At 32.7% G+C, this 21,226-nt stretch carries 24 protein-coding genes and 1 tRNA gene; 10 read left to right on the top strand and 15 right to left on the bottom strand.

The window, feature by feature from the left end; all coding sequences use genetic code 11:
• The 4 genes from OD917_RS13225 to OD917_RS13210 all read right to left on the bottom strand — a co-directional run bounded on the left by OD917_RS13225 (nt 1) and on the right by OD917_RS13210 (nt 4,697).
• Nucleotides 1-2,193, bottom strand: a complete 2,193-nt coding sequence (locus tag OD917_RS13225) for a peptidase domain-containing ABC transporter (protein ID WP_263523947.1) — start codon at nt 2,191-2,193, stop codon at nt 1-3.
• A 573-nt stretch (nt 2,194-2,766) separates the two neighbouring features.
• The gene (locus OD917_RS13220; RefSeq protein ID WP_263523946.1) at nt 2,767-2,901 is read right to left on the bottom strand and encodes a hypothetical protein; all 135 of its coding nucleotides are present in this window, start codon (nt 2,899-2,901) and stop codon (nt 2,767-2,769) included.
• 69 nt (nt 2,902-2,970) lie between these two features.
• Complete coding sequence (locus OD917_RS13215; protein ID WP_263523945.1) at nt 2,971-3,132, bottom strand: hypothetical protein; 162 nt, start codon at nt 3,130-3,132, stop codon at nt 2,971-2,973.
• An 83-nt stretch (nt 3,133-3,215) separates the two neighbouring features.
• Complete coding sequence (locus tag OD917_RS13210) at nt 3,216-4,697, bottom strand: vitamin K epoxide reductase family protein (protein ID WP_263523944.1); 1,482 nt, start codon at nt 4,695-4,697, stop codon at nt 3,216-3,218.
• Between the two features lie 661 nt (nt 4,698-5,358).
• Between OD917_RS13210 and OD917_RS13205 the strand changes: the two genes are divergently transcribed.
• The 6 genes from OD917_RS13205 (at nt 5,359) to OD917_RS13180 (ending at nt 6,564) form a co-directional block, all read left to right on the top strand.
• A complete protein-coding gene (locus OD917_RS13205; protein WP_263523943.1) occupies nt 5,359-5,502 on the top strand; it encodes an rSAM-modified peptide in 144 nt (47 codons plus the stop codon).
• 60 nt (nt 5,503-5,562) lie between these two features.
• On the top strand, nt 5,563-5,715 hold the full coding sequence (locus OD917_RS13200) for an rSAM-modified peptide (RefSeq protein ID WP_263523942.1): 153 nt from the start codon (nt 5,563-5,565) through the stop codon (nt 5,713-5,715).
• Nucleotides 5,716-5,773: 58 nt separating this feature from the next.
• Nucleotides 5,774-5,929: an rSAM-modified peptide gene (locus tag OD917_RS13195; RefSeq protein ID WP_263523941.1), complete on the top strand. Its 156-nt coding sequence runs from the start codon at nt 5,774-5,776 to the stop codon at nt 5,927-5,929.
• 58 nt (nt 5,930-5,987) lie between these two features.
• Nucleotides 5,988-6,143 (top strand): hypothetical protein, encoded by a 156-nt coding sequence (locus OD917_RS13190; RefSeq protein ID WP_263523940.1) that lies wholly within the window; start codon nt 5,988-5,990, stop codon nt 6,141-6,143.
• A gap of 58 nt (nt 6,144-6,201) precedes the next feature.
• Nucleotides 6,202-6,357, top strand: a complete 156-nt coding sequence (locus OD917_RS13185; protein ID WP_263523939.1) for an rSAM-modified peptide — start codon at nt 6,202-6,204, stop codon at nt 6,355-6,357.
• Between the two features lie 63 nt (nt 6,358-6,420).
• Nucleotides 6,421-6,564: a hypothetical protein gene (locus tag OD917_RS13180; RefSeq protein WP_263523938.1), complete on the top strand. Its 144-nt coding sequence runs from the start codon at nt 6,421-6,423 to the stop codon at nt 6,562-6,564.
• 8 nt (nt 6,565-6,572) lie between these two features.
• Here OD917_RS13180 and OD917_RS22610 read toward each other — a convergent pair whose 3' ends face one another.
• Nucleotides 6,573-6,884, bottom strand: coding sequence for a helix-turn-helix domain-containing protein (locus OD917_RS22610; protein WP_411970387.1), 312 nt, complete (start codon nt 6,882-6,884; stop codon nt 6,573-6,575).
• 1,634 nt (nt 6,885-8,518) lie between these two features.
• On the opposite strand from OD917_RS22610, the gene OD917_RS13170 reads away from it, so the two are divergent.
• The 3 genes from OD917_RS13170 (at nt 8,519) to OD917_RS13160 (ending at nt 11,394) form a co-directional block, all read left to right on the top strand.
• A complete protein-coding gene (locus tag OD917_RS13170; protein WP_263523936.1) occupies nt 8,519-9,697 on the top strand; it encodes an acyl-CoA dehydrogenase family protein in 1,179 nt (392 codons plus the stop codon).
• Nucleotides 9,698-9,786: 89 nt separating this feature from the next.
• Nucleotides 9,787-10,569 (top strand): DUF3050 domain-containing protein, encoded by a 783-nt coding sequence (locus OD917_RS13165; RefSeq protein ID WP_263523935.1) that lies wholly within the window; start codon nt 9,787-9,789, stop codon nt 10,567-10,569.
• 66 nt (nt 10,570-10,635) lie between these two features.
• Nucleotides 10,636-11,394 carry an SGNH/GDSL hydrolase family protein gene (locus OD917_RS13160; RefSeq protein ID WP_263523934.1) on the top strand — a complete coding sequence of 253 codons (759 nt, stop codon included), beginning with the start codon at nt 10,636-10,638 and terminating at the stop codon, nt 11,392-11,394.
• A gap of 156 nt (nt 11,395-11,550) precedes the next feature.
• On the opposite strand, the gene OD917_RS13155 is transcribed toward OD917_RS13160, so the two are convergent.
• The 10 genes from OD917_RS13155 to OD917_RS13110 form a co-directional block, all read right to left on the bottom strand.
• Nucleotides 11,551-12,570 (bottom strand): hypothetical protein, encoded by a 1,020-nt coding sequence (locus tag OD917_RS13155; protein WP_263523933.1) that lies wholly within the window; start codon nt 12,568-12,570, stop codon nt 11,551-11,553.
• Nucleotides 12,548-14,176 (bottom strand): NAD(P)/FAD-dependent oxidoreductase, encoded by a 1,629-nt coding sequence (locus tag OD917_RS13150; protein WP_263523932.1) that lies wholly within the window; start codon nt 14,174-14,176, stop codon nt 12,548-12,550. Before OD917_RS13150 ends, OD917_RS13155 begins: the two co-directional genes overlap by 23 nt.
• Nucleotides 14,151-15,671, bottom strand: a complete 1,521-nt coding sequence (locus tag OD917_RS13145; protein ID WP_263523931.1) for a polyamine aminopropyltransferase — start codon at nt 15,669-15,671, stop codon at nt 14,151-14,153. The genes OD917_RS13150 and OD917_RS13145 overlap by 26 nt, the downstream gene beginning before the upstream one ends.
• Nucleotides 15,664-15,879, bottom strand: coding sequence for a DUF350 domain-containing protein (locus OD917_RS13140; RefSeq protein WP_008466189.1), 216 nt, complete (start codon nt 15,877-15,879; stop codon nt 15,664-15,666). The genes OD917_RS13145 and OD917_RS13140 overlap by 8 nt, the downstream gene beginning before the upstream one ends.
• Nucleotides 15,880-15,891: 12 nt before the next feature.
• Nucleotides 15,892-16,077: a hypothetical protein gene (locus tag OD917_RS13135; protein WP_129745986.1), complete on the bottom strand. Its 186-nt coding sequence runs from the start codon at nt 16,075-16,077 to the stop codon at nt 15,892-15,894.
• A 1-nt stretch (nt 16,078) separates the two neighbouring features.
• On the bottom strand, nt 16,079-17,314 hold the full coding sequence (locus OD917_RS13130) for a DUF4178 domain-containing protein (protein ID WP_129745985.1): 1,236 nt from the start codon (nt 17,312-17,314) through the stop codon (nt 16,079-16,081).
• Nucleotides 17,315-17,317: 3 nt separating this feature from the next.
• Nucleotides 17,318-17,680: an S-adenosylmethionine decarboxylase family protein gene (locus tag OD917_RS13125; protein WP_263523930.1), complete on the bottom strand. Its 363-nt coding sequence runs from the start codon at nt 17,678-17,680 to the stop codon at nt 17,318-17,320.
• A gap of 295 nt (nt 17,681-17,975) precedes the next feature.
• Nucleotides 17,976-18,563, bottom strand: a complete 588-nt coding sequence (locus OD917_RS13120; protein WP_263523929.1) for a transposase — start codon at nt 18,561-18,563, stop codon at nt 17,976-17,978.
• A 213-nt stretch (nt 18,564-18,776) separates the two neighbouring features.
• Nucleotides 18,777-18,863 (bottom strand) — tRNA-Ser (locus tag OD917_RS13115).
• A gap of 60 nt (nt 18,864-18,923) precedes the next feature.
• Nucleotides 18,924-19,793 (bottom strand): LysR family transcriptional regulator, encoded by an 870-nt coding sequence (locus tag OD917_RS13110; protein ID WP_263523928.1) that lies wholly within the window; start codon nt 19,791-19,793, stop codon nt 18,924-18,926.
• A gap of 90 nt (nt 19,794-19,883) precedes the next feature.
• Here OD917_RS13110 and OD917_RS13105 point away from each other — a divergent pair, with 90 nt between their 5' ends.
• Nucleotides 19,884-21,125, top strand: coding sequence for an MFS transporter (locus OD917_RS13105; RefSeq protein ID WP_263523927.1), 1,242 nt, complete (start codon nt 19,884-19,886; stop codon nt 21,123-21,125).
• Nucleotides 21,126-21,226 lie beyond the last annotated feature (101 nt).

Raw genomic sequence — 21,226 nt, 5'->3', positions numbered from 1 at the left:
TTAATTCCCTAATTGCAACTGATTTCTTACCAGTTCAAAATAATTTCCTTTCTGTTCCACTAATGCCGAATGGCTTCCGATTTCGATAATTTTTCCTTTATCTAAAACAACAATCTGGTCAGCGTTCATTACAGTGCTTAATCGGTGTGCAATAACTACAACCGTTTTATCTTTAAAAAAGATATCCAGTTTCTTCATAATCTCCTTTTCATTATTAGCATCTAAAGCCGAAGTGGCTTCATCAAAAAATAAAATCTCAGGATTTTTGTAAACTGCTCTTGCAATCAGCAGACGCTGTTTCTGCCCAGTGCTCATTCCTATTCCCTCTGCTCCTATTTTGGTATTAAAACCCAAGGGAAGTCCACTGATGTATTCTTTAATATTACCAACATCTGCAGCATACATTAATCTCTCTTTATCAATATGGTCAACTCCAAAAGCAATATTATTGGCAATTGTATCGCTAAAAATAAAACCTTCCTGCATTACAGCCCCAATATTGGATCTCCATGCTTTCTGAGAAATATTTTTAAGCTGAGCATTTCCTATTAAAACCTCTCCTTTTTCGGGTTCATAAAATTTCAGAAGCAGCTTCATCAAAGTTGTTTTTCCGCTTCCGCTAACACCAACTATTGCGGTAACTTTATTGGCTGGAATTATGAGACTTAAATCATCTAAAACTGGAACATCCGAACCTAAGTATCTAAAAGAAAGACTTTTAATTTCTATATCGACATTTTGAGGCACTTCATTCGTCTGATGAATTTCTTGCTGCACTTCATCATCTTTCTGATGAATTTCAGACAGTCTGGCGAGAGATATTTTGGCGTCCTGCAGTTCTCTCACAAATTCTATTAATTGTGTAACAGGACCGTTTAAACTTCCGACAATCGCACTTATTGCCAGCATCATCCCAAGTGTAATAGAACCGTCAATAACCAGTTTTGCCGAAAGCAGAATGATGAAAATATTTTTGAGCTCGTTGATTACCGAAGAGCCTATTGTTTGTGTCTGTTCTAAAACCAAGCCTTTTATTGAAACCCTGAAAAGTCTTGCCTGAACATATTCCCAGCCCCAGCGTTTTTGCTTTTCGGCATTATGGAGTTTTATTTCCTGCATTCCGTTTATCAGTTCCATCACTTTGCTCTGTTCGTTGGACACTTCAGCAAAACGTTTATAATCTAAAGCTTCTCTTCTTTTCAGAAACAAAACTATCCAAACAAAATAAAGTATACTTCCTACGAAAAAGACCAAAAATATCTGGAGATTGAAATAGGCTAAAACCGCACCCATTACAAACATATTGATCACAGAGAAAAGCACATTCAAAGAAGATGTAGTCAGAATTTTTTCGATTCGGCGGTGATCATTAATTCGCTGCATGATATCTCCTGTCATTCTCACATCAAAAAAGGAAATCGGCAGATTCATTAATTTGATGAAGAAATCTGATATGAGCGAAATATTGATTCTAGTGGATAAATGAAGCAGAATCCAGCTCCTTATCAGTTCCAATCCAGTTCTTCCTGCAAAGATGAAAAGCATGGCAAAGAGAATCAGATAGATAAAATGAATATTCTGATTCTGAATCCCTACATCGACTATACTTTGTGTTAAAAACGGAAAGATTAAATTGAGTAAACTGCTTGCCAAAAGTCCAATAGAAAGCTGGATAAGAAATGATTTGTATTGGAATAAATATTTAGAAAGAAAACCGAGTCCTAAACCTGAGTTTTCTTCTTTCTCGAAATCAGACTCAAAGAATTTTGGCGTAGCTTCAATTAAAAGTGCAATTCCTTCTTTTGTCTGGTCATCGGCATTATTTCCGATCCAAAATTTTACAAACTCTTCTTTATTGTACTCCAAAAGCCCAAAAGCAGGATCTGAAACATAATATTTACCTTTTTTTATTTTATAAAGTACAACGTAATGGTCTTTATTCCAATGAAGAATACATGGCAAGGGAGCTTCTTCAATTCTTGTTACAGACAATTTTACCCCTAAAGTCCTAAATCCGATTTTTTCGGCGGCATCACTCAGAAAAAGCAAATTACTTCCTTCACGAGTTGTTTCGCTAAAATCTCTCAACTCCTGAATATTGATTGTCTTGCCGTAATATTTAGCAATAATTTTTAAACATGTTGGCCCGCAATCTTTATTATCTGCTTGTCTATAATGAGTGAATTTTTTCAATTTATTTTGATTTATTCAAGACCAAATTAAGAAAAAAATTTCTTGTTAATGCATAAAAAAACAGAGAAGACCTAAATCTTCTCTGTTTCAGTATTTATAAACAAATTTCTAGCAACACAATTTCTTTAGGACATGGCCGCGGTTTACCCTAACCAAATAAAATTAACGCGGCGGCCAACTCCTAAGAATCTCAGTACCAATCATCAATACTGAGAATATGCTCAATGTTCCACGATCGAGCGCCTATACATTCAAAAAAAACATGACTAAATTCTAAATAAGGCTATATCGTATTACTTTTAAAAAAAGTTAAAAATCAACAACAAAGACGACTTGTATCACAAATACCAGATGATGTATTTAGGGGACAAGTTTCGCCTGGTGGTATTAAAAAGCATCCCGCTTCTAATGCATAAACCCAACATTCTGGAATTCCGCCCTTCATGTCTTTCTGCTCACTCTTGCTAATACTGTGAGCACCATTTAGATTTAGAATTTTCTTTAGCATAATTAATACCATTTTATATATAGTAACAGAGGTTTTTAATCTCTGTTACTATTTATATATTCAAATTAGCAAGCATAATATTTTTCGACCGTAACATCATCACAATTTAGTTCAGCTGAATATTCACCAATTAAAATGTTTTTCTGCTCTTTTTTAGTCAGTTTCTTAGTTTCTTTGCTTTTTAAAATTTTTTCTAACATAACTGGTTATTTACGTTTTCGGGTTTGAGCCTCAAATCTGTAAAAAACTCGCTGCTCAAAAATCTAATCTTAACAGCTTCCGACATAGTTGCTTGGTATGCAGTTCCAATAAGCTGGTACTGTTCCAAATTCCGTACATCTTTTAGCTTTAAATCCGTCATCACAAATAGGAGTGCTAGCTCCATTTATTGTTTTTTGCTCATTAGCAGTTAATTCTACTGCACCTTTCAATTTCAAAATATTCTTTAACATAACTGCAGGTATTAGTGGGGTTAATATTATTCTTATTTTTCAAAGTAGAACTTTTGTCCTTACTAAGCGATTTTTTCTAATACTTGAACTTCGTCTACAAAATCATTTAAGAAATATTTCAACTCATTCAATTCATATTCGTTCGGAAACAGCCTTTCATTTACAATTTTAACTGGTGTATAATTAAAATTATTCATTGAACACCAATCGTATTGTTTCTGAATTTCTTGGCTTATCATCATACTTACAGAATCAACATTCCATTTTTTAAGCCATTTCTTGTGTATCATTCTTTTGATGTACCAATCTGAAATCGCTTCAACAGTTTTTCCAGGAGTCGTTCTGTTTATCGTTAAAAGTCTTTCAACAACCGCCTTGTAAGGATTATCGTTGTTTTCTGGATTAATATTAAAAAGAACGTTTAAATAAATTTTATCTGGAAACTTCATTACCAATTCAAATGCCTCTTGAAAAGTCTTATAACAATGCCCACAACTTGGGCTTAAAATCACAGAAAGTCTTACAGATGCACTTTTGTTTCCAAAAGTTAAACCTCTCAAATCTTCAAATCCTTTTGTATATTTTACTTTTTTAGATAAGAAATTTAATAGTGAGTAATTTCTCTTAAATTTCTTAAGCTCTTTTAATGAGTTTTCATTGTCTAGCATATTCTTAATCATCACTTTTACTGCAGCCCAGATCGGGATTAAAAGCAAAAGAGAAAATACATAAGGAAAAACAGTATTTAAGCTAAAACTTAATGTAAAAAGATCTGATGAAAACCAAGCAATACTCTGAATTAAGATAATGAATGACACTGCTAAACACATCACACACCATTTTTGAATTTCAAATTTTTGTATCCAAATAGAACAAACTACTAATGGAATTGCCAAAAGACTTAAAAATCCAACAAATACAGCAGAGCTTGCTGGCGATACTAAGATGGCAATGATACTCGAACTAAAGAATAATAATGGTAAATCTGAAAAGCTCAACCATTTATTAGCTATATCATCATTGAAACTTATAACTGAATGACAAGAAGAGTTAGAACTTAAATTACAGAATTTAGAAATCACCGTATTTTTGACTCCCCATTTTTGTTGCACAATAAAAATGCTTACAATTAGACCTATTACAGAAGTCACTAAAAAAACTGAACTTAATAAATTGTAACCATTATAGAAAAATGATAAACCTGTTAAAAGTAAAAGCGGTAAAAAATATTTTATCCAATTATATTCTACTTTAAAATTTTCTCTTGCAACAACATTATTTGGTTCGATCGCTACAATAACTCCATTCCAATCTAAAAGGAAATTGTCATAAGATAATTTCTGACTTCCTTTTTTTGATGTTGTAATACGAACACCATTTTTAATCTTTTCTACAAGAATTAATTCATCTTTAAAATACGCCAAAAAGTTAGGTGGTAAATCTACTATTTGTTCTTTCGAAACTCTCACCGCTGCGTTCTCTACCGAAAGCAAATCGAACGAGTCTGTAATGGCAAACAAACTCGGATAGTTTGGATGAGACAAAAACAGATCCTTGAACTCATTTTTTATGTCTGAGTATCGATTGATTTGTAGAAATTTTTGGACCAGTTTTAGCATCGTTTTTGATCGTTTTTAAATCATAATTACACTGCAAATATTGGTGTTTTTATTGATAAAAATCGCATAAACACATACATTTTATTAATTATACCACATACAATTTATAAATTATACCAAGTATAGTACCTATCACAAACTGTTATATAACAAATGATTACGTTTATTTTTTCCCTCTAAAAAGCTCACAGAGCCCATTTTCGATTAACGGTTTCGGTTTTTCTCTAGTTTTGGATAAGTAATAATCTAAACATCGAAAAACATGAAAATAAGGACAAGAAAATCTTATGATTTTGAAGAACAAAAATCATAAAAAAGAGGTTTAAAAAACGGCTTCAAATCGTCAAAAAAAACCTCAAATCAGAAGAAAAAAACTCCCCCTATAAAGCAAAAAGCAGGCCGTGATTTGAAAGTTTTACCTCACAAATAAAATTCGATTTTTTACTGCTTTTGACCAAAATAAAACCCAAAAAACTTTTAGCATAAACCAATTTTCAGCGCTCTTTTTGTCGCATTTGAGAAAGCTGTAAAAAAATATTTATGAAAGATTAATAGTACAAAAATTTAAACTAAAAAAAATTAAAACATGAAAAATACAACATTAACATTAGGAGATTTTAAAGTAGAGACATTAAGCAAAGAAGCTCAAAAAACAATTAAAGGCGGAGGAAATGACACAAATAATCCTGTAAAAGGAAGTGGAAATGGAAGTGGTGTGATTAACCCTTAATTAATCAAATAAAAAAAACATATAAAATAGAATATAAAAGCAATCCAAAAAAAGAAAGACATGAAAACTAATTCACTAAAAATCGCAGATTTCGAAATAGAAAAATTGAATAAAGAAGCCCAAAAAACGGTAATGGGCGGGGGAGATGAACCTACAGATCCTAACAGTCCTGCAAAAGGAAGCGGAAATGGAAGTGGTGTGGTTAAACCTTAATTAATCAAATAAAAAAAGATAAACATAGAATATAAAAAGCAATCCAAAAAAGAGAGATATGAAAACTAATTCATTAAAAATCACAGATTTCGAAATAGAAAAATTAAATAAAGAAGCTCAAAAAGCTGTACGAGGAGGTGATGACGAACCTATTGATCCAAAAAACAATCCTGTAAAAGGAAGCGGAAATGGAAGCGGTGTGACTGGTGGTTAATTCTTATTAATCAAAACATAAAAAATAGAATATAAAAGCAATCCAAAAAAAGAAAGATATGAAAACTAATTTATTAAAAATCACAGATTTTGAAATTGAAAAATTAAATAAAGAAGCTCAAAAAGTTATTCGAGGAGGTGATGGAGAGCCTGTTGATCCAACAAACAATCCTGTAAAAGGAAGCGGAAATGGAAGCGGCGTGACTGGTGGTTAATTCTTATTAATCAAAATATAAAAAATAGAATATAAAAGCAATCCAAAAAAAGAAAGATATGAAAACTAATTTATTAAAAATCACAGATTTTGAAATTGAAAAATTAAATAAAGAAGCTCAAAAAGCTGTACGAGGAGGTGATGACGAGCCTGTTGATCCAAAAAACAATCCTGCAAAAGGAAGCGGAAATGGAAGCGGTGTGATTGGTGGCTAATTCTTATTAATCAAATGAAAATATAAAAATTTAAATTTTGAAGCAATCCAAAAAAAGAGAGACATGAAAACTAAAATATCAAATATAAAAGACTTCGAAATAGAGAAATTAAATAAAGAAGCTCAGAAAGTTATAAGAGGTGGAGATGGCGATCCTGTTGATCCAACAAACAATCCCGCAAAAGGTAGTGGAAATGGAAGTGGTTAATATCAGCTTTAAATATTGTTCGCAAATTGAGCTGGAGACACTCCAGTTCTTTTGCGAAACGATTTTGCAAATGAAACTGCATTTTTAAAACCTACACTTTCTGCAATTGCTTGAGTCGAATATTTACGATATAAATGATTGGTAATCATTTGATTAATAACATAATTTATCTTCAACTCATTTGAATACTCTCCAAAAGATTTACCAAATCTTTTATTCACAACATAAGATAAATAGGTTGTATTGGTTTTGATTTTTTTGGCGACATACGAAAGCGTAAAATCTGCATTTAAGTATTCTAGTTTATCTTCTAATGCCAATAGTTTTTCTACAATTTTATTTTCTTTTGCCTCGTCAATACTAAGATTCGCATTTTCCTTTTTAAAGAGAGCTTCTTCCAATTCTGGAACTTCCTCTACATATACTGTATTCTCAATTGCCGCTTTTTCGATTTCAGCTTTTTCAATTTCTTTTTTCTCCAAATTAGCTTTAAATTCTTCAATTAAAGCATTCATTTTCTTCTGTGCTTTATTTTTATCTCGAATATTCTTAATTAGAAAAAACACAATTCCTATTACTAAAATAACATAGAAAACTTTTAGCGCTTTATTCCATAAAACCTCATACTTATACTTTTCCTGGATACTAATCATCTCATCACTTAGATTAGCTGTTCCTAATTTGTAATTAACTTCTAAAGCTTCTTCTCTTAAATCTCCTTCAAATTGTTCATAAGAATCCAGATATAATTTAGAGTGTTTGAATGCTAATTCAGGTTCATTTTTTGCATTATAAATTTTAGCCTGCAGGTAATTAGATTGAAAAGAAATTCTATCTATCTTTTTTCCTTTAACAGAAATAGAATCCACTTTTTTCAAAAAAACCAAAGCCTTGTCGTACTTTTTTTGAGAATAATAAAGATCTCCTAAATTGTAATTTGCAATTCTATAATAACCTTCATCATTATTTTGTTTTGCATACATCGCAATATCAAAGTAAGTTCGCTCTGCATTTTTAAAATCTTTCTTGTACAAATAAATATTTCCTAAACTAAGCGTAGAGGCAATTTTATTGTTTAAATAATTTTGAGAATAAGTTATTGCTCTTTTATAAAAGTACTCGGCGGAATCTAATAAAATTGTTTTACCGCGTTCCTTCATGAAATATCCTTCATAGACATTTCCTAAATTGGTATAAATATTACTTTTATTATTTTGAAATTGGTCTTTTTCATATAGGCTTTCATTCTTATCTACAAAGTCACTATTCTGCCTAAGATTCTTAATAGCAAGTTCGTAGTTACCTACTTCTTCATTAACTAAAGCAATATTACTTTTAAATTTTACGATCTGTATAACATCAGATGTTTTAGTCGAAAGTTTAATTCCTTCCTGATAATTACTTAAAGCATTACTGAAATTCTTTCTTTTCCATTCCGTTAATCCTCTATAATTATATAGGTAAGCCCTTAGATTTATTTTTTCAACAGATTCTGGAAGTTTATCATAATAAGTCAATGCTTTTCTATACCATTCATCGCATTTAACTCTATTATTTTTTAATTCATATATATATGATCCTGCACCATAAGCAAAAGCTACGTGCTCTTCGTTTTTAGATTTCTGTAATTCAGCCGCATACTCTAGACCTTGGTCAAAGTTACCATTCATGCTGAAACGAATTTTATCCTGTAATTCTAGATACTCTTGCTCAGTAAACTCCTTTTTTGTTTGAGCCATACCGGTATTAAGTATCAAGAAAAATAAAAAAGAGATGATCAGCCTCATTTAATTTTGTTTTTGGAATTCAAAAATAGTCTATAAATTATCAATAAACTACAATTTATTTGCCAAATTCCTATTAATTTTATTTTTGCAATAAAAAAATATAACAATTTTACTTGTATTTGTTATATTTTTATTGTGTAAATTTGCTTTGCTAAAATTAATAAAAAATGAAACCAGACCTATTTCAAGCTCCAGATTATTTCAACTTAGACGATTTGCTAACAGACGAACACAAATTGGTTCGTGAATCAGCTCGTGCATGGGTTAAAAGAGAAGTATCTCCTATTATAGAAGAATATGCTCAAAAAGCAGAATTCCCTAAACAAATTATTAAAGGTCTTGGCGAAATTGGTGGTTTCGGACCTTATATTCCTGTTGAATATGGAGGTGCTGGATTAGACCAAATTTCTTACGGACTAATTATGCAGGAAATTGAACGAGGTGATTCTGGTGTAAGATCTACTTCATCTGTTCAGTCTTCTTTGGTAATGTATCCGATTTGGAAATATGGAAACGAAGAACAAAGAATGAAATACTTGCCTAAACTGGCAACAGGTGAATTCATTGGCTGTTTTGGTTTAACCGAGCCAGATCACGGTTCAGATCCAGGAAGTATGATCACCAATTTTAAAGATATGGGAGATCATTATCTTTTAAATGGTGCTAAAATGTGGATTTCAAATGCTCCGTTTGCAGATATTGCCATTGTTTGGGCTAAAAATGAGGAAGGCCGAATTCATGGTTTAATCGTAGAACGCGGAATGGAGGGTTTTACAACTCCAGAAACACACAATAAATGGTCGCTTCGTGCATCTGCAACTGGAGAATTGATTTTTGATAATGTAAAAGTGCCTAAAGAAAACCTTTTGCCAAATAAATCTGGTCTTGGTGCTCCACTTGGCTGTTTAGATTCTGCTCGTTACGGAATTGCGTGGGGTGCAATTGGCGCTGCAATGGATTGTTATGATACTGCTTTAAGATATTCAAAAGAAAGAATACAGTTCGGAAAACCAATTGGAGGTACGCAATTACAGCAGAAAAAACTGGCAGAAATGATTACCGAAATTACAAAAGCGCAATTATTAACTTGGCGTTTAGGTGTTCTAAGAAATGAAGGCAAAGCAACAACTGCACAAATTTCGATGGCAAAACGCAACAACGTAAACATGGCAGTTACCATTGCGCGAGAAGCAAGACAAATGCTTGGAGGTATGGGAATCACTGGCGAATACTCTATTATGCGCCACATGATGAACCTTGAAAGTGTCATTACATACGAAGGAACTCATGATATTCATTTACTAATAACAGGAATGGATGTAACAGGAATTCCGGCATTTAAATAATTGATATTTATTAAAATATATACAAAATCAATCTAAAAAAAGCTTCTTTAATAAAGAAGCTTTTTATCTTTGCATCAAAATTTTCTAAAATGAATATCGAAGCGATAAACAAAAGTATCCAACCGCAAAAAGATCAACTATTAAACCACTCATTATATAATAAGATTCAAAACATAGACGACTTACACAGCTTTCTAGAAACTCACGTTTTTGCTGTTTGGGATTTTATGTCACTTTTAAAAGCATTACAAGCCAAACTTACATGTACAACAACGCCTTGGTTTGCTACTAAAAACCCAGAAACTCGTTACTTAATTAATGAAATTGTTCTTGCCGAAGAAACAGATTTAACAATCGACGGAAGAAGACAAAGTCATTACGAAATGTATTTAGAAGCAATGGAAGCTTGTGGAGCTGATACAGCTGGAATTTTAAATTTTTTATCAGAAGTACATTCCCTTCATAATATATTTGTTGCCATCAAACAAAGTTCATTGCACCCAAATGTAAAATCGTTTTTGGACTTTACTTTTAGAGTAATCGAAGAAGGAAAACCACACGAAATTGCTGCTGCATTTACCTTTGGAAGAGAAGATTTGATTCCGAGTATGTTTACTCAGATTTTGAAAAATTTTCAAAAAAACCTTCCAGAAACAGATTTAGCAAAATTGCTTTATTATTTTGAAAGACATATCGAATTGGATGCCGATGAACACGGACCAATGGCAATGCAAATGATTACAGAATTATGTGAAGAAGATGCACAAAAATGGAAAGAAGTTGAAGAAGTTTCAATTCTTGCCCTTGAAAAACGCATCGGACTTTGGAATGCGATCGAAGAAGAAATCATGATGAAAACCGAAATGGTTTAAAATCCAAAACCACATATTTAACGTAACTATTTGTTTAAAGCAACTAGAATCTAATTTAAACAAATTATGAAACCACATTTTAAACAAATAGTTACCGTTATACTTTCAGTATTTCTTTTGAGCTGCAGTTCAGATGAATCTGATTCTAAGCCTACAACCACTACTCCACCCGTTGTAAACCCTCCAACAACGCCTCAACCGCCAATTCCAAGTTCCGTAAATTATTTAGCCTTAGGCGATAGTTATACCATTGGCCAAAGTGTATGCGCTACATGCCGTTTTCCAGAGCAATTAAAGACAAGTTTAACTGCAATGTACTCTAGTAGCATTTCGCTTAAAATAATTGCTACAACAGGCTGGACGACATCCAATTTAATTTCGGCAATTAATTCTCAAAATCCAGAATCCAATTATGATTTAGTAACACTTTTAATTGGAGTCAACAATCAATATCAACACAGAAATTTTTCGGTTTACGAACAAGAATTCCCAGAATTAGTCAATAAAGCCATAATGCTTGCCAAAAGCGACAAAAAAAATGTTGTAGTTATTTCCATTCCAGACTATGCCTATACTCCATACGGACAAGCTCTTGCAGGAAATCAAAGCAGTACAATTTCAACAGAAATAGACCAATACAACACCTTTGCAGAAAAATATTGCAACAACAATCAAATCGCTTTTGTATCTATTACAGATATTACACGTCAAGGTCTAAACAATCCAAGTTTGGTTGCTTCAGATGGTCTTCATCCTTCAGAAATTGCATATAAAATGTTTGTAGATAAAATGATGCCGAAAGTAAAAACAGCTTTGCAGAATTAAGTTTTTTTTCAGAAGCAGAAAGACTCATTTTCAAAAACACGTTTAGTCCCGCTATTCGCTTTATCTTTTGTGTTGAACTCCAACACAAAAGGATGCCGCTTCTATCGGGGCTAAATTAGACGTTTTTGTTTTCAAAAGAACTAATAAAACCAAAACTCATCGTTTAGTTTTCCAAATAAAACCATCCAATAAATAATGCGTAAACTGAGGAACAGTTAGTAATGGCACTAACAAAATCTGCCAGCTCGAAAAATCAAAATTTGTGACGCTAATATTCTCATTCCAAACAAAAAACTCCCAGAGAAATTCTTCCGAAAAGGCAATTAAAAGCAAAATTCCAATGTAAATTAAAAGTCCTTTATATTGTTTTAAGAAAGACAAACGCCCCAATTCTGATTCTGTTTTTCCGTCAATTTCTTTAAAATAAACCAAAGCCATGTACGGAATTCCGTGCGATACGACATTCAATAAAGTAAAAATCAAATCGTCATTAAAATAAACAATTCCGAAATACCAGGACAAAGCAGTTCCCAGAATAATGCTGTTTTTTGGAATATTAAAAAATCGATTCTGAATTGATTTTATCGCAGTGTAAACCACATACAAAACTAGAATTCCAATGTAAACCCAAAACAGGATTTCAAGAATGCTTTGATTTTCAAACCTAAAAAATTCATTTTCTACAAACCAGTTGAACTTTCGCTTTGACGAAAAAAACCAATATAGCATTGGATATCCCGTTGAAGCATAGATCGTGAGATTATCAATCCAAACCAAGATTTTGGTCTTCGTTTCTTTTCTCGCATACAATCTCATAAAGCCATATTGCTGTCTGATGAAATGAAAAACAGCCACATAAGCCAGAAACGACCAAAAAACTAAACTCCCGAAAGAGAAAAGTACAATTCCGGTTACGAAACAAAAAAGAGGCAATAGAATCAATCTTCTTTTTTGTTTCTGAAATTCATCAGCAACAAAATAAGTTTTGAATAATGTTGCATAAACGTGCGCCACATCTATAAAAACAATCAGAAAAAGCCAAGTGTAAAAAGAATAATTCTCTTCAATTTGAGCAATATAGTCCTGAAAAATGAAAATGATCGCCAAGACAAAAAATGACGGGCCAATTATAAAAGCTAAATCGGTTTTGGCTTTATGAATCCAAGGTTGTTCCATCTACAATTTCATTTACAACATTAATTCCTTGATGAAAAGCTTCTTCAAAAATCGAAATTCCAGATAAATCGCTGTGCGCGAAATAGATCTTCTTTTCAATATTCTGTTTAGCCTGTCTTTTTGATTCTCCGAAAATAAAACCTGGCGAAGGCGAAATCATTCCATGACCTAATAAAAACACTTCGATGTCTTCTGTATATTCTTCAATATCTGGATGCGCTACTTTTAAGTCATTCAAAACAAACTGTTTCCAATAATCTTTATTTTTTTTATAAAGCTCTTTTCTCGTTTTCTTTAAATCGGCAGACGAAAAACTATAATAATACGTAATCACTTTTTTGTCCTGAACCTGATTCACAGTCTGATGCTGATCGTAAACATATCCTAAACCTTTCGCATCATAAATTACATTATCCCAAGAAAGCGGAAAACTAAAATTATCCGTTAAATCATTAACGACTAAAGTTGCCAAAAGCCAAGGCGTATAATGAAAATCTTTAGTAAACGCTTTTCTGTCTTCAATCAAATATTGATTTACAAACTGCGGAGAACTCATGATGACTTTATCGGCAATAATTTCAACCGAAGTTTTGTTTACATCATCAAAAGCTTTTGCAATTACTTTATTCTTTTCGATTTTAACTTCGTAAACCAAATAATTTTTCAGCGTTTTATCTGTAGTATATTTTTTTAAATGATTGGCTAAACGCGAATTTCCTTCTGGCCACGTTAAAACGCTGTCGTGTTTTTCGGGTGTCGAATCTTGTTTTCTTCCAGCAAAATAATGAATTCCTGCCCAAGCCGAAACATAGTCAATTCCTAAACCGAAATCGTCTTTACAGCAATAATCGATATAATTAAACAAAGGTTCAGAAGAAAATTGATTGTTTTTGAACCACTGTTTCATCGTGATTTTATCTAAAGCTCTAGTTTCTGCATCTGATGAAGAAAGGTAAAGCGGAATATCAAATAAATATTTCTGGTCTTCTCCTTTGGCAGTTCTAAACGCATCCATTTTTTTGAAGAATTTATCAAATTCTAAATCGTCTGAAATCAAATTTCCTTCTTTTGGAACTACGCCTTCCTGCCAATTATTCTTGTAGAATAAACGCTCATCTGGCGCAAAAGTCAATTGTAATTCATCAAAAACAGGAAATCCTTTTTCGTCATAACTCAGAATTATCTTTTCTTCTTCCAGAAAATGAAGCAGTTCTTTATCCTGAAAATTCGGCAATGGCAAATAATGAGCGCCCAAAGGATATTTGGAGTATTTATTTTCTCCGTTGGAAGAATTTCCACCCAAATGATTTTCTAATTCCACTATCAAAAAATCTGAAATTCCTTTTTTATGAAACTGGCGTGCCGCACTTAAACCAGAAATTCCTCCGCCAACAATTAAATACGGAATCTGGATTTGTTTCGTCGGTTTAGGGAAATCTTTAATCCATAAACGATGTCCAAGCAAGTGTTTAGTGCCCGATAAACGAATCATCAGTACCGCAATTTTATCAGAACAAAACTGCAGAAACGGAACTGCAATTAAAGCCGCGCCAACTACTTTTAAAAAACTCCTTCTGGATTTATTGCAGTTTTCCCCACTCTTCATCAAAATAGCGTACTAAAATCTGGTTGTCTAAACGATTGATTTCGATTTCATTGGAAATCATATCGTTTGTAAAATAATTGAATCGATCGAATTGATAATTGTAAAATTTCAATCCGTCTGCTTTTCGGTTTACGGTATTAAAAGTAGTTCCGAAACCGTTTATGGCAATCGTATAACCCCATTCTCCAAACGACGGAACATAAGCATGATACGCATCAACTTGCGGAAAAACCTGCATGACCGTTTTATTAATACACCAAAAAGATTTAGGCGCAAAATATGGCGATGTAGTTTGTATAACCACCGCAGCATCTGGCTGTAAAATGGTTTTTATGGTTTGATAAAAATTTAGCGAATACAATTTCCCTAAACTATAATTGGACGGATCGGGAAAATCGATTATTGCCACATCGTATTTTTCTTTGTTATTTTTCGCCCAAATATAAGCGTCGGTATTGATTACGGTAACTTTAGGGTTATTCAAAGAATTCTGATTGAAATTCGTCAATACCGAATTGGTTTTAAAAAGCTTTGTCATTCCTTCATCCAAATCTACCAAAGTCACTTTCTGAACGTCTTTGTATTTCAGGATTTCACGAACCGCTAGACCATCTCCGCCACCCAAAACCAAAACGTTTTTTACACTCTTAGCCATCGACATTGCGGGATGCACAAGAGCCTCGTGATAACGATATTCGTCTGCAGAACTGAATTGTAGGTTGTTATTCAAATAAAGCCTGTAATCGCTCTTATTATGCGTTAAAACGATACGCTGGTAAGGTGTTGAATTGGTATAAATGATATTTTCCCCATACAATTTCCCTTCCGAATAAGCGAGAATATCATTCGAAAAAATAAAAACAACCAATAATAATACAAAAGAGAAAACGGCTTTTGCTCTTAATAAAGAAGGTTTCTTTAATTCTCTTTTCAATAAAAAGCACAATGCAATAGCAATGCTTACATTAATCATTCCGAAGAAAAGAGAGGTACCCATGATTCCTAATTTCGGAACTAAAACCAACGGAAAAAGTATCGAAGCTAAAAGCGCTCCGATATAATCGAAAGTAAAAACATTCGAAACCAGATCTTTAAATTCGACTCTATCTTTTAAAATATTCATTAAAAGCGGAATCTCCAATCCGACCAAAAATCCGGTTACGAAAACAAATAAATATAAAATGAATTGAAAAGAACCTACATTTTCAAAAAGCAGAAACAAAACTACTGAGCTCAAACCTCCGATAAGTCCGACCAGAATTTCAATTTCTACAAATGTGTTAAGCAGATTCTTATTGAAAAACTTTGAAAAAAATGAGCCTATACCCATCGAAAACAGGTATACGCCGATAATAAATGAAAATTGTTTTACCGAATCGCCTAATAAATAACTCGCCAAAGTTCCTGCAACCAACTCATAAATAAGTCCGCAAGTGGCAATTATAAATACGGCAAAAAGTAAAAGAAATTCAAACCTAAGAAACTTTTTACCCATGAATTGCGGCACTAATAATCATGGAAATCCCGATGATAAATGCTGCCAAAACAATGGCAACAGCAACATTATTTTTTTCTACAACTTCTTTCCAAGTATTTTCTGGAGTCAGTTTTTCGATAATATAATAACCGATTAATAAGATTACAATTCCTAAAAAAGAATAAAGAATTGAGTTTACTATTGGCTGTGCGTGAAATAATTCCATATTTGATAGTTTTTATTTGTGGTAAAAATGATTGTATGATGAACGGCTTCCGCTCGTTGTTGATCGGTAGCTTTCTGTAGTTTCGCAATCGCAGATTCTATTTCCTGCAAGAGTAAAATACATATAAACGCCAAAGCAAAAAACTCCAATTATGAAAGGAGCTAAATTTTGCAGTATAAAATCAGATATTTTCTTCATGTTAATTTTCAGGATAAGGAGAATAAGAGCTGTCTGCCCATCGGTTTTTTTCAGATTGATACTTAAAGAAATAGATCACCGCAAATATACCTGCCATAAAAAGAATTACAAACCAAGCATTACGGCTAGAGGGCTGATTCCAGACTGCTGTAACCTGCATTTCAGTATTGGTCAAATCTTCTGGTGCTTTAAGAGGTGTGATCAAAAGATGATATTTACCAGATTTTACACCGCAAATATTAAATTTTTCAACAGAACTTCCTTCTGTCCAAGATTCGCCATCAGAATAGCCGTGGTAATATTCGATGTCTTTATTGGCATAAATTTCGTCATTTGTTTCTTCGTTGATCAAAGCCACATTTACATTTGCCCAGGAATTATCAACACCTGTAGAAACTTTTATTGTCATAGGCGACGAGCCTCCATTAAGCACAAAACTTTCGCTTGTAATTTCTTTATTGTCAAACTCGGTAAATTTCATAGTTTTCGAGAAAACCTGCTGTTCTACCTGATCTCTGTAAATAAACCAATTCGTAATAAGAATCAACAGAGCAATGAGACAGAAAATAATAGCTGTATTTTTTATATGAAATGGAAAAGGCTGAATCATATTTGTCCCTGTCTGATACGGAAGCACAGCCTGTGGAAATGCTTTTTTGATCTCGCTTTTATTAACATACTCTCCATAATAGGCTATTTCGACGCCATTCATTCTTTCTACAGAAATGATGTTTGGAGGATTGATATATTCAACTAAATGAATTAATTTGTTTTGAGGAAGTTCAAAATCAAAAAATCCTTTTGCATTTATAATTTCAGCATCAGAATATTCAAATATATCAAAATACACTCCTTCGTGGTCTAATACTTTGGGATGATCATGAACGACAAAAGTTTCCTCCATTTCTCTTAACATCATCCAGTGTCCATTAGAAACCGAAAGATAGATAAACTCTTTAGCGTCGTTTTGAAGTATAAATTCAATCCAATCAAAATCGGGATGAATATTCTTTCTTAGAATTCCAGTAACTTTATATTCGCTTCCTCTAAAATTTCCAACTTCGCCAATTACAAGCGGACATGCAAAATAAATATTTTTATATTGAGATCTTTGGCGAAATTGCCCATCTTTATCAGTAGCATATAAAGTCTGACAATGCGGACAGACAAAATTGACTACTTCAAAATCAACATCTAATTCGGTTTCGATATCACAGATATAACAAGGAATCTTCATATCTTATCGGTTAATTTCAAAATCTTTAATAATTTCTGCTTTAAAATAGGCAACATAATCGGCCATAACGGCACGCACTTTATGCGAGTTATCCTGAAGATAATTGCACAAATAAACATCCAAAGTCAACTGATTGTATTCTGGCCAAGTGTGTATACAAATATGCGATTCTTTCAAGCAGTACGAAATCGTAAAACTTTCATTCTCGAAGTCATGCACCACAACGCCAACTTTCTCAAGATCATATTTTTCTAAAATGGAATCGGTAACTGCAACAAAGCCTTTGCTGTTGGTAAGCTTAGAAATTTCGTCGACATGTAGCGTAACCAGTTTATGCAATCCTGGCGAATAAGGAAGTAAATCCATTAAGTTATTTATATTACACAGGAGCCAAATATATAATATTTCTAGAATAAAATAATGTGGGAAACCGTATTTTGAAAATAACTTTTTAGGACTATGTGTTTGTGATTTTTTCTTTTTTTAGATTTTTAGCAAAATCTGATAAATCAAGATGTTTTGATTATAATTATCAAATTCTTTTGCTCTAAATCATCGTCTTTAAAACTGATTCTGTTTTTAATTGAATAATCTTTCTAAAAATAGAGACGCAATTAATCTCTCTAAAAAAATCGAGACGCGATGAATCGCGTCTCTACCGTTATTTCGGATTGTTTTGGTTTAATTTTCCATAAAATTTGTCTTTATTCCAATTCAACGGATTGTTTTCTATATAATTTTGTATGATTTCAAAAGATTTTTCATTTCTAATGATATGATCATGAAAACGCGATTGCCAACCAAAATCAGCATGTATTTTTTTCATCTCAAAAGAACATCTTCCTTTATACCATCTTATAATTCTCGAAATATTATCGTGCAGCATGGGGTTTTTATTCCCGGCAAAACCACCTGTTTTATATATTGTTTCGGGTAGATACGCGATTAATCGCGTATCTGCGGAAACCGATGCGTTTTTATCGATAATCAAAATCCCATGAACGTGATTTGGCATAATCACAAAATTACCCAATTCGACATACGGAAAATGTTTTGGAATATCTAACCAATATTTTTCTGCCAATATTCCTAATTCCGATGCCTCCAATTTAGAATCAATAATATCTCCAAAATAACATTCCCTATTTTGAGTGCAAATAGTTATAAAATAAGCACCATTTGCACCATAATCCCAATTTTGCAATCGCGAAGATGGAATTCGATATTTATTTTTAAATTTTTGAGACATTGTTCGAAAGGTGTTCGTAATATATAATCCTGAAATTAATTGCCGCTGATTTTCCCATTCAAATATTATAAAATCGAAATTGCCCAAAGTTTTTGTTCAATAAGTTTTTTGGACGTGTGGTATTGTAATTTATAATTTGGCAATAGAGACAATTAATAAAAAAACCTCGAAATATACATTTCGAGGTTTGGTATTATTTTAATTGAAAATTTGCAGAGAAGAAGGGATTCGAACCCTCGATACAGTTACCCATATACTAGCTTTCCAGGCTAGCTCCTTAAACCACTCGGACACCTCTCTATTTTGGTCTGCAAATAACACAAAAAAATCTGACTTTACAAAAGTAAAACTTCAGTTACTTTAAATGCTCTTTTTAAATTCTTCGATAAACAATTTTACAGCCTTTTTTTGGTAACCTCCCATTGTTAGCATATAAGAATCTCTTTTTGTGGGAACTCCAGTAATTTGAATGGCTTTTATAGTGTCCCAGTCTTTTAATGCTTTCTCAGCAACAATAGTAGCCCAATCGCTGTTTTCTACCATTTGCAATAAAGCGTGAATAGAATGGAGTTCGATCGAAATTTTAGGCTTCAAATTAAACTTCTGAAATAATTCTTCAACAAATTCTCTTGAATTAGACCCTTTTCCTGGCAATACTAACGGAATTTTTTCTATTTTCTTAAAAGCAATTTTATCCAAATGAGCCAAAGAATGCTTTTTAGAAACCGCCACAACCATATTGGAAGTAAACAATGGCACTTTCTGTATTCCGCTTTCAATCTCGTGAGATGGAATTACCAAAACTACATCTACATCGTTATTAAGAAGTTTTTGTTCCAGTGATTCTGTTGTGCCATAGTCTACAATAATCTTTAAGTTTTGATATCTATGGGCAAATGTATTTACAATTGGCAAAATTAACAGCCCAAAAATATACGTAACACCTATTCTCAATTCGCCGCCAATCATTTGGTTTAAATCTTCAATTGCCTGTTTCCCGTTTTGGACATTTTCGAGAACTCTTTTCGCATGAATCAAGAAAACCGAACCTGCTTCTGTAAGCTGCACTTTTTTTCCAATTCTGATAAATAAAGGCATTCCAAGTTCTTCTTCTAGTTTTTTAATTTGCTGCGAAAGCCCCGATTGCGTCACAAAACACAATTCTGCTGCTTTGGTAAAGTGCAAAACCTCAGCAGTTTTCACAAAATACTCTAGTTGATAAATCTCCATATTGATAAGTTTTAATACTTATTATCAGTAAAATTATTAATTTTTCTAATGCTATCATAATCCCGACCTTTGTATTAAATATTTAGGATTATGTTTAAAGCGTTAAAATCAAAAAATTTCAAGTTATTTTTCTACGGTCAATCCGTATCTGTTATAGGAACATGGATGCAAAAAACAGCTGTAAGCTGGATGGTTTACAGCATAACGGGATCTGTATTTTTATTGGGATTAGCGACATTTTTAAGTATGATTCCGTCTTTATTTCTAGCGCCTTTAGCAGGAAGTATTATTGGCCGTTACGACAGACACAAAACAATGATGTTCTTGCAATCTCTTGCTATGCTTCAAGCGGGAACTTTAGCTTTGCTTATCTATTTTAAAATTTATAACATTAACTTCATTTTGGCTTTAAGCCTTATTCAGGGAATTATTAATGCTTTTGATATGACTTGTCGTCAAACAATGATGATTGATATTGTGGACAATAAAGAAGATCTTCCGAATGCTGTTGCATTGAATTCAACTTTGAACAATTTTGCACGTATTGCAGGTCCGGCGCTTGCGGGAATTATTCTGCATGAATATGGAGAAGATATTTGTTTTATTGGGAATTTCATAAGTTATGTGCCTGTTTTGATTTCTTTAATGATGATGAAAATTACACCGCACATTAAAGCTGAAAACAAATTGAATATGCTGGACGATCTTATCGAAGGCTTGGATTATGTAAAAAAAGAAACTGAAATGGCAAGAATGCTGATGATGCTTACTTGCAGCAGTTTGTTTGTAATTTCTTTTAATACTTTAATGCCCGTTTTCGCAAAAGATATCTTTAGCGGAAACGCCGAAACTTTCAGCTGGTTTGAAAGTGCAGCTGGAATTGGTTCTGTTTTATCTGCAATTTATCTAGCTAATCTAAAATCTGCTGAAAATATGAGCAAACTAATGATTGGTGCAAGTTTACTTCTTGGTTTCAGCGTAATTATTTTAGCTGTTTCAAACAGCATAACGATTGCTTTAATCTGTATGACATTAAGCGGAATCGGAATGATGGGACAAACTTCTTCTATTAACATTTACATTCAGACTCATAGTTCTGTAAATATGCGTTCAAGAAGCATAAGCTACTATATGATGGCATATCAAGGAATGATTCCTGTTGGAAGTTTGATTATTGGATATGTTTCTCACTTTGTAGGTGTAAGAGCTACTGTTGCACTTCAAGGAGTTATCTGTATTCTTTCTGTGATAGTGTACTTGTATTACAAGAAACACAAAGCTTCTGATGAATTGGAGACTTGTCCGGTTGAGTATCGAAATTCCAAGTTCTAAAAAAATTCCAAATTCCAATTATCCGTAATCTTGTCATTTCGAGGAACGAGAAATCACACTAGTAACTCAGTTCTTAATGACGCCAATCTTTGTCGAGTTTC

This window comes from Flavobacterium sp. SH_e (genome assembly GCF_025717045.1).
GTDB lineage: Bacteria > Bacteroidota > Bacteroidia > Flavobacteriales > Flavobacteriaceae > Flavobacterium.
The sequence above is the reverse complement of the archived record's forward strand: the minus strand, read 5'-3'. Positions and strand labels throughout refer to the sequence as shown.

Excerpts from the sequence above, each read along its gene's own strand:
- OD917_RS13220 (WP_263523946.1), bottom strand. The coding sequence starts at position 2,901 with ATGTTAGAAAAAATTTTAAAAAGCAAAGAAACTAAGAAACTGACTAAA.
- OD917_RS13205 (WP_263523943.1), top strand. The coding sequence starts at position 5,359 with ATGAAAAATACAACATTAACATTAGGAGATTTTAAAGTAGAGACATTA.
- OD917_RS13200 (WP_263523942.1), top strand. The coding sequence starts at position 5,563 with ATGAAAACTAATTCACTAAAAATCGCAGATTTCGAAATAGAAAAATTG.
- OD917_RS13195 (WP_263523941.1), top strand. The coding sequence starts at position 5,774 with ATGAAAACTAATTCATTAAAAATCACAGATTTCGAAATAGAAAAATTA.
- OD917_RS13190 (WP_263523940.1), top strand. The coding sequence starts at position 5,988 with ATGAAAACTAATTTATTAAAAATCACAGATTTTGAAATTGAAAAATTA.
- OD917_RS13185 (WP_263523939.1), top strand. The coding sequence starts at position 6,202 with ATGAAAACTAATTTATTAAAAATCACAGATTTTGAAATTGAAAAATTA.
- OD917_RS13180 (WP_263523938.1), top strand. The coding sequence starts at position 6,421 with ATGAAAACTAAAATATCAAATATAAAAGACTTCGAAATAGAGAAATTA.
- OD917_RS13170 (WP_263523936.1), top strand. The coding sequence starts at position 8,519 with ATGAAACCAGACCTATTTCAAGCTCCAGATTATTTCAACTTAGACGAT.
- OD917_RS13165 (WP_263523935.1), top strand. The coding sequence starts at position 9,787 with ATGAATATCGAAGCGATAAACAAAAGTATCCAACCGCAAAAAGATCAA.
- OD917_RS13160 (WP_263523934.1), top strand. The coding sequence starts at position 10,636 with ATGAAACCACATTTTAAACAAATAGTTACCGTTATACTTTCAGTATTT.
- OD917_RS13155 (WP_263523933.1), bottom strand. The coding sequence starts at position 12,570 with ATGGAACAACCTTGGATTCATAAAGCCAAAACCGATTTAGCTTTTATA.
- OD917_RS13150 (WP_263523932.1), bottom strand. The coding sequence starts at position 14,176 with ATGAAGAGTGGGGAAAACTGCAATAAATCCAGAAGGAGTTTTTTAAAA.
- OD917_RS13145 (WP_263523931.1), bottom strand. The coding sequence starts at position 15,671 with ATGGGTAAAAAGTTTCTTAGGTTTGAATTTCTTTTACTTTTTGCCGTA.
- OD917_RS13140 (WP_008466189.1), bottom strand. The coding sequence starts at position 15,879 with ATGGAATTATTTCACGCACAGCCAATAGTAAACTCAATTCTTTATTCT.
- OD917_RS13135 (WP_129745986.1), bottom strand. The coding sequence starts at position 16,077 with ATGAAGAAAATATCTGATTTTATACTGCAAAATTTAGCTCCTTTCATA.
- OD917_RS13130 (WP_129745985.1), bottom strand. The coding sequence starts at position 17,314 with ATGAAGATTCCTTGTTATATCTGTGATATCGAAACCGAATTAGATGTT.
- OD917_RS13125 (WP_263523930.1), bottom strand. The coding sequence starts at position 17,680 with ATGGATTTACTTCCTTATTCGCCAGGATTGCATAAACTGGTTACGCTA.
- OD917_RS13120 (WP_263523929.1), bottom strand. The coding sequence starts at position 18,563 with ATGTCTCAAAAATTTAAAAATAAATATCGAATTCCATCTTCGCGATTG.
- OD917_RS13110 (WP_263523928.1), bottom strand. The coding sequence starts at position 19,793 with ATGGAGATTTATCAACTAGAGTATTTTGTGAAAACTGCTGAGGTTTTG.
- OD917_RS13105 (WP_263523927.1), top strand. The coding sequence starts at position 19,884 with ATGTTTAAAGCGTTAAAATCAAAAAATTTCAAGTTATTTTTCTACGGT.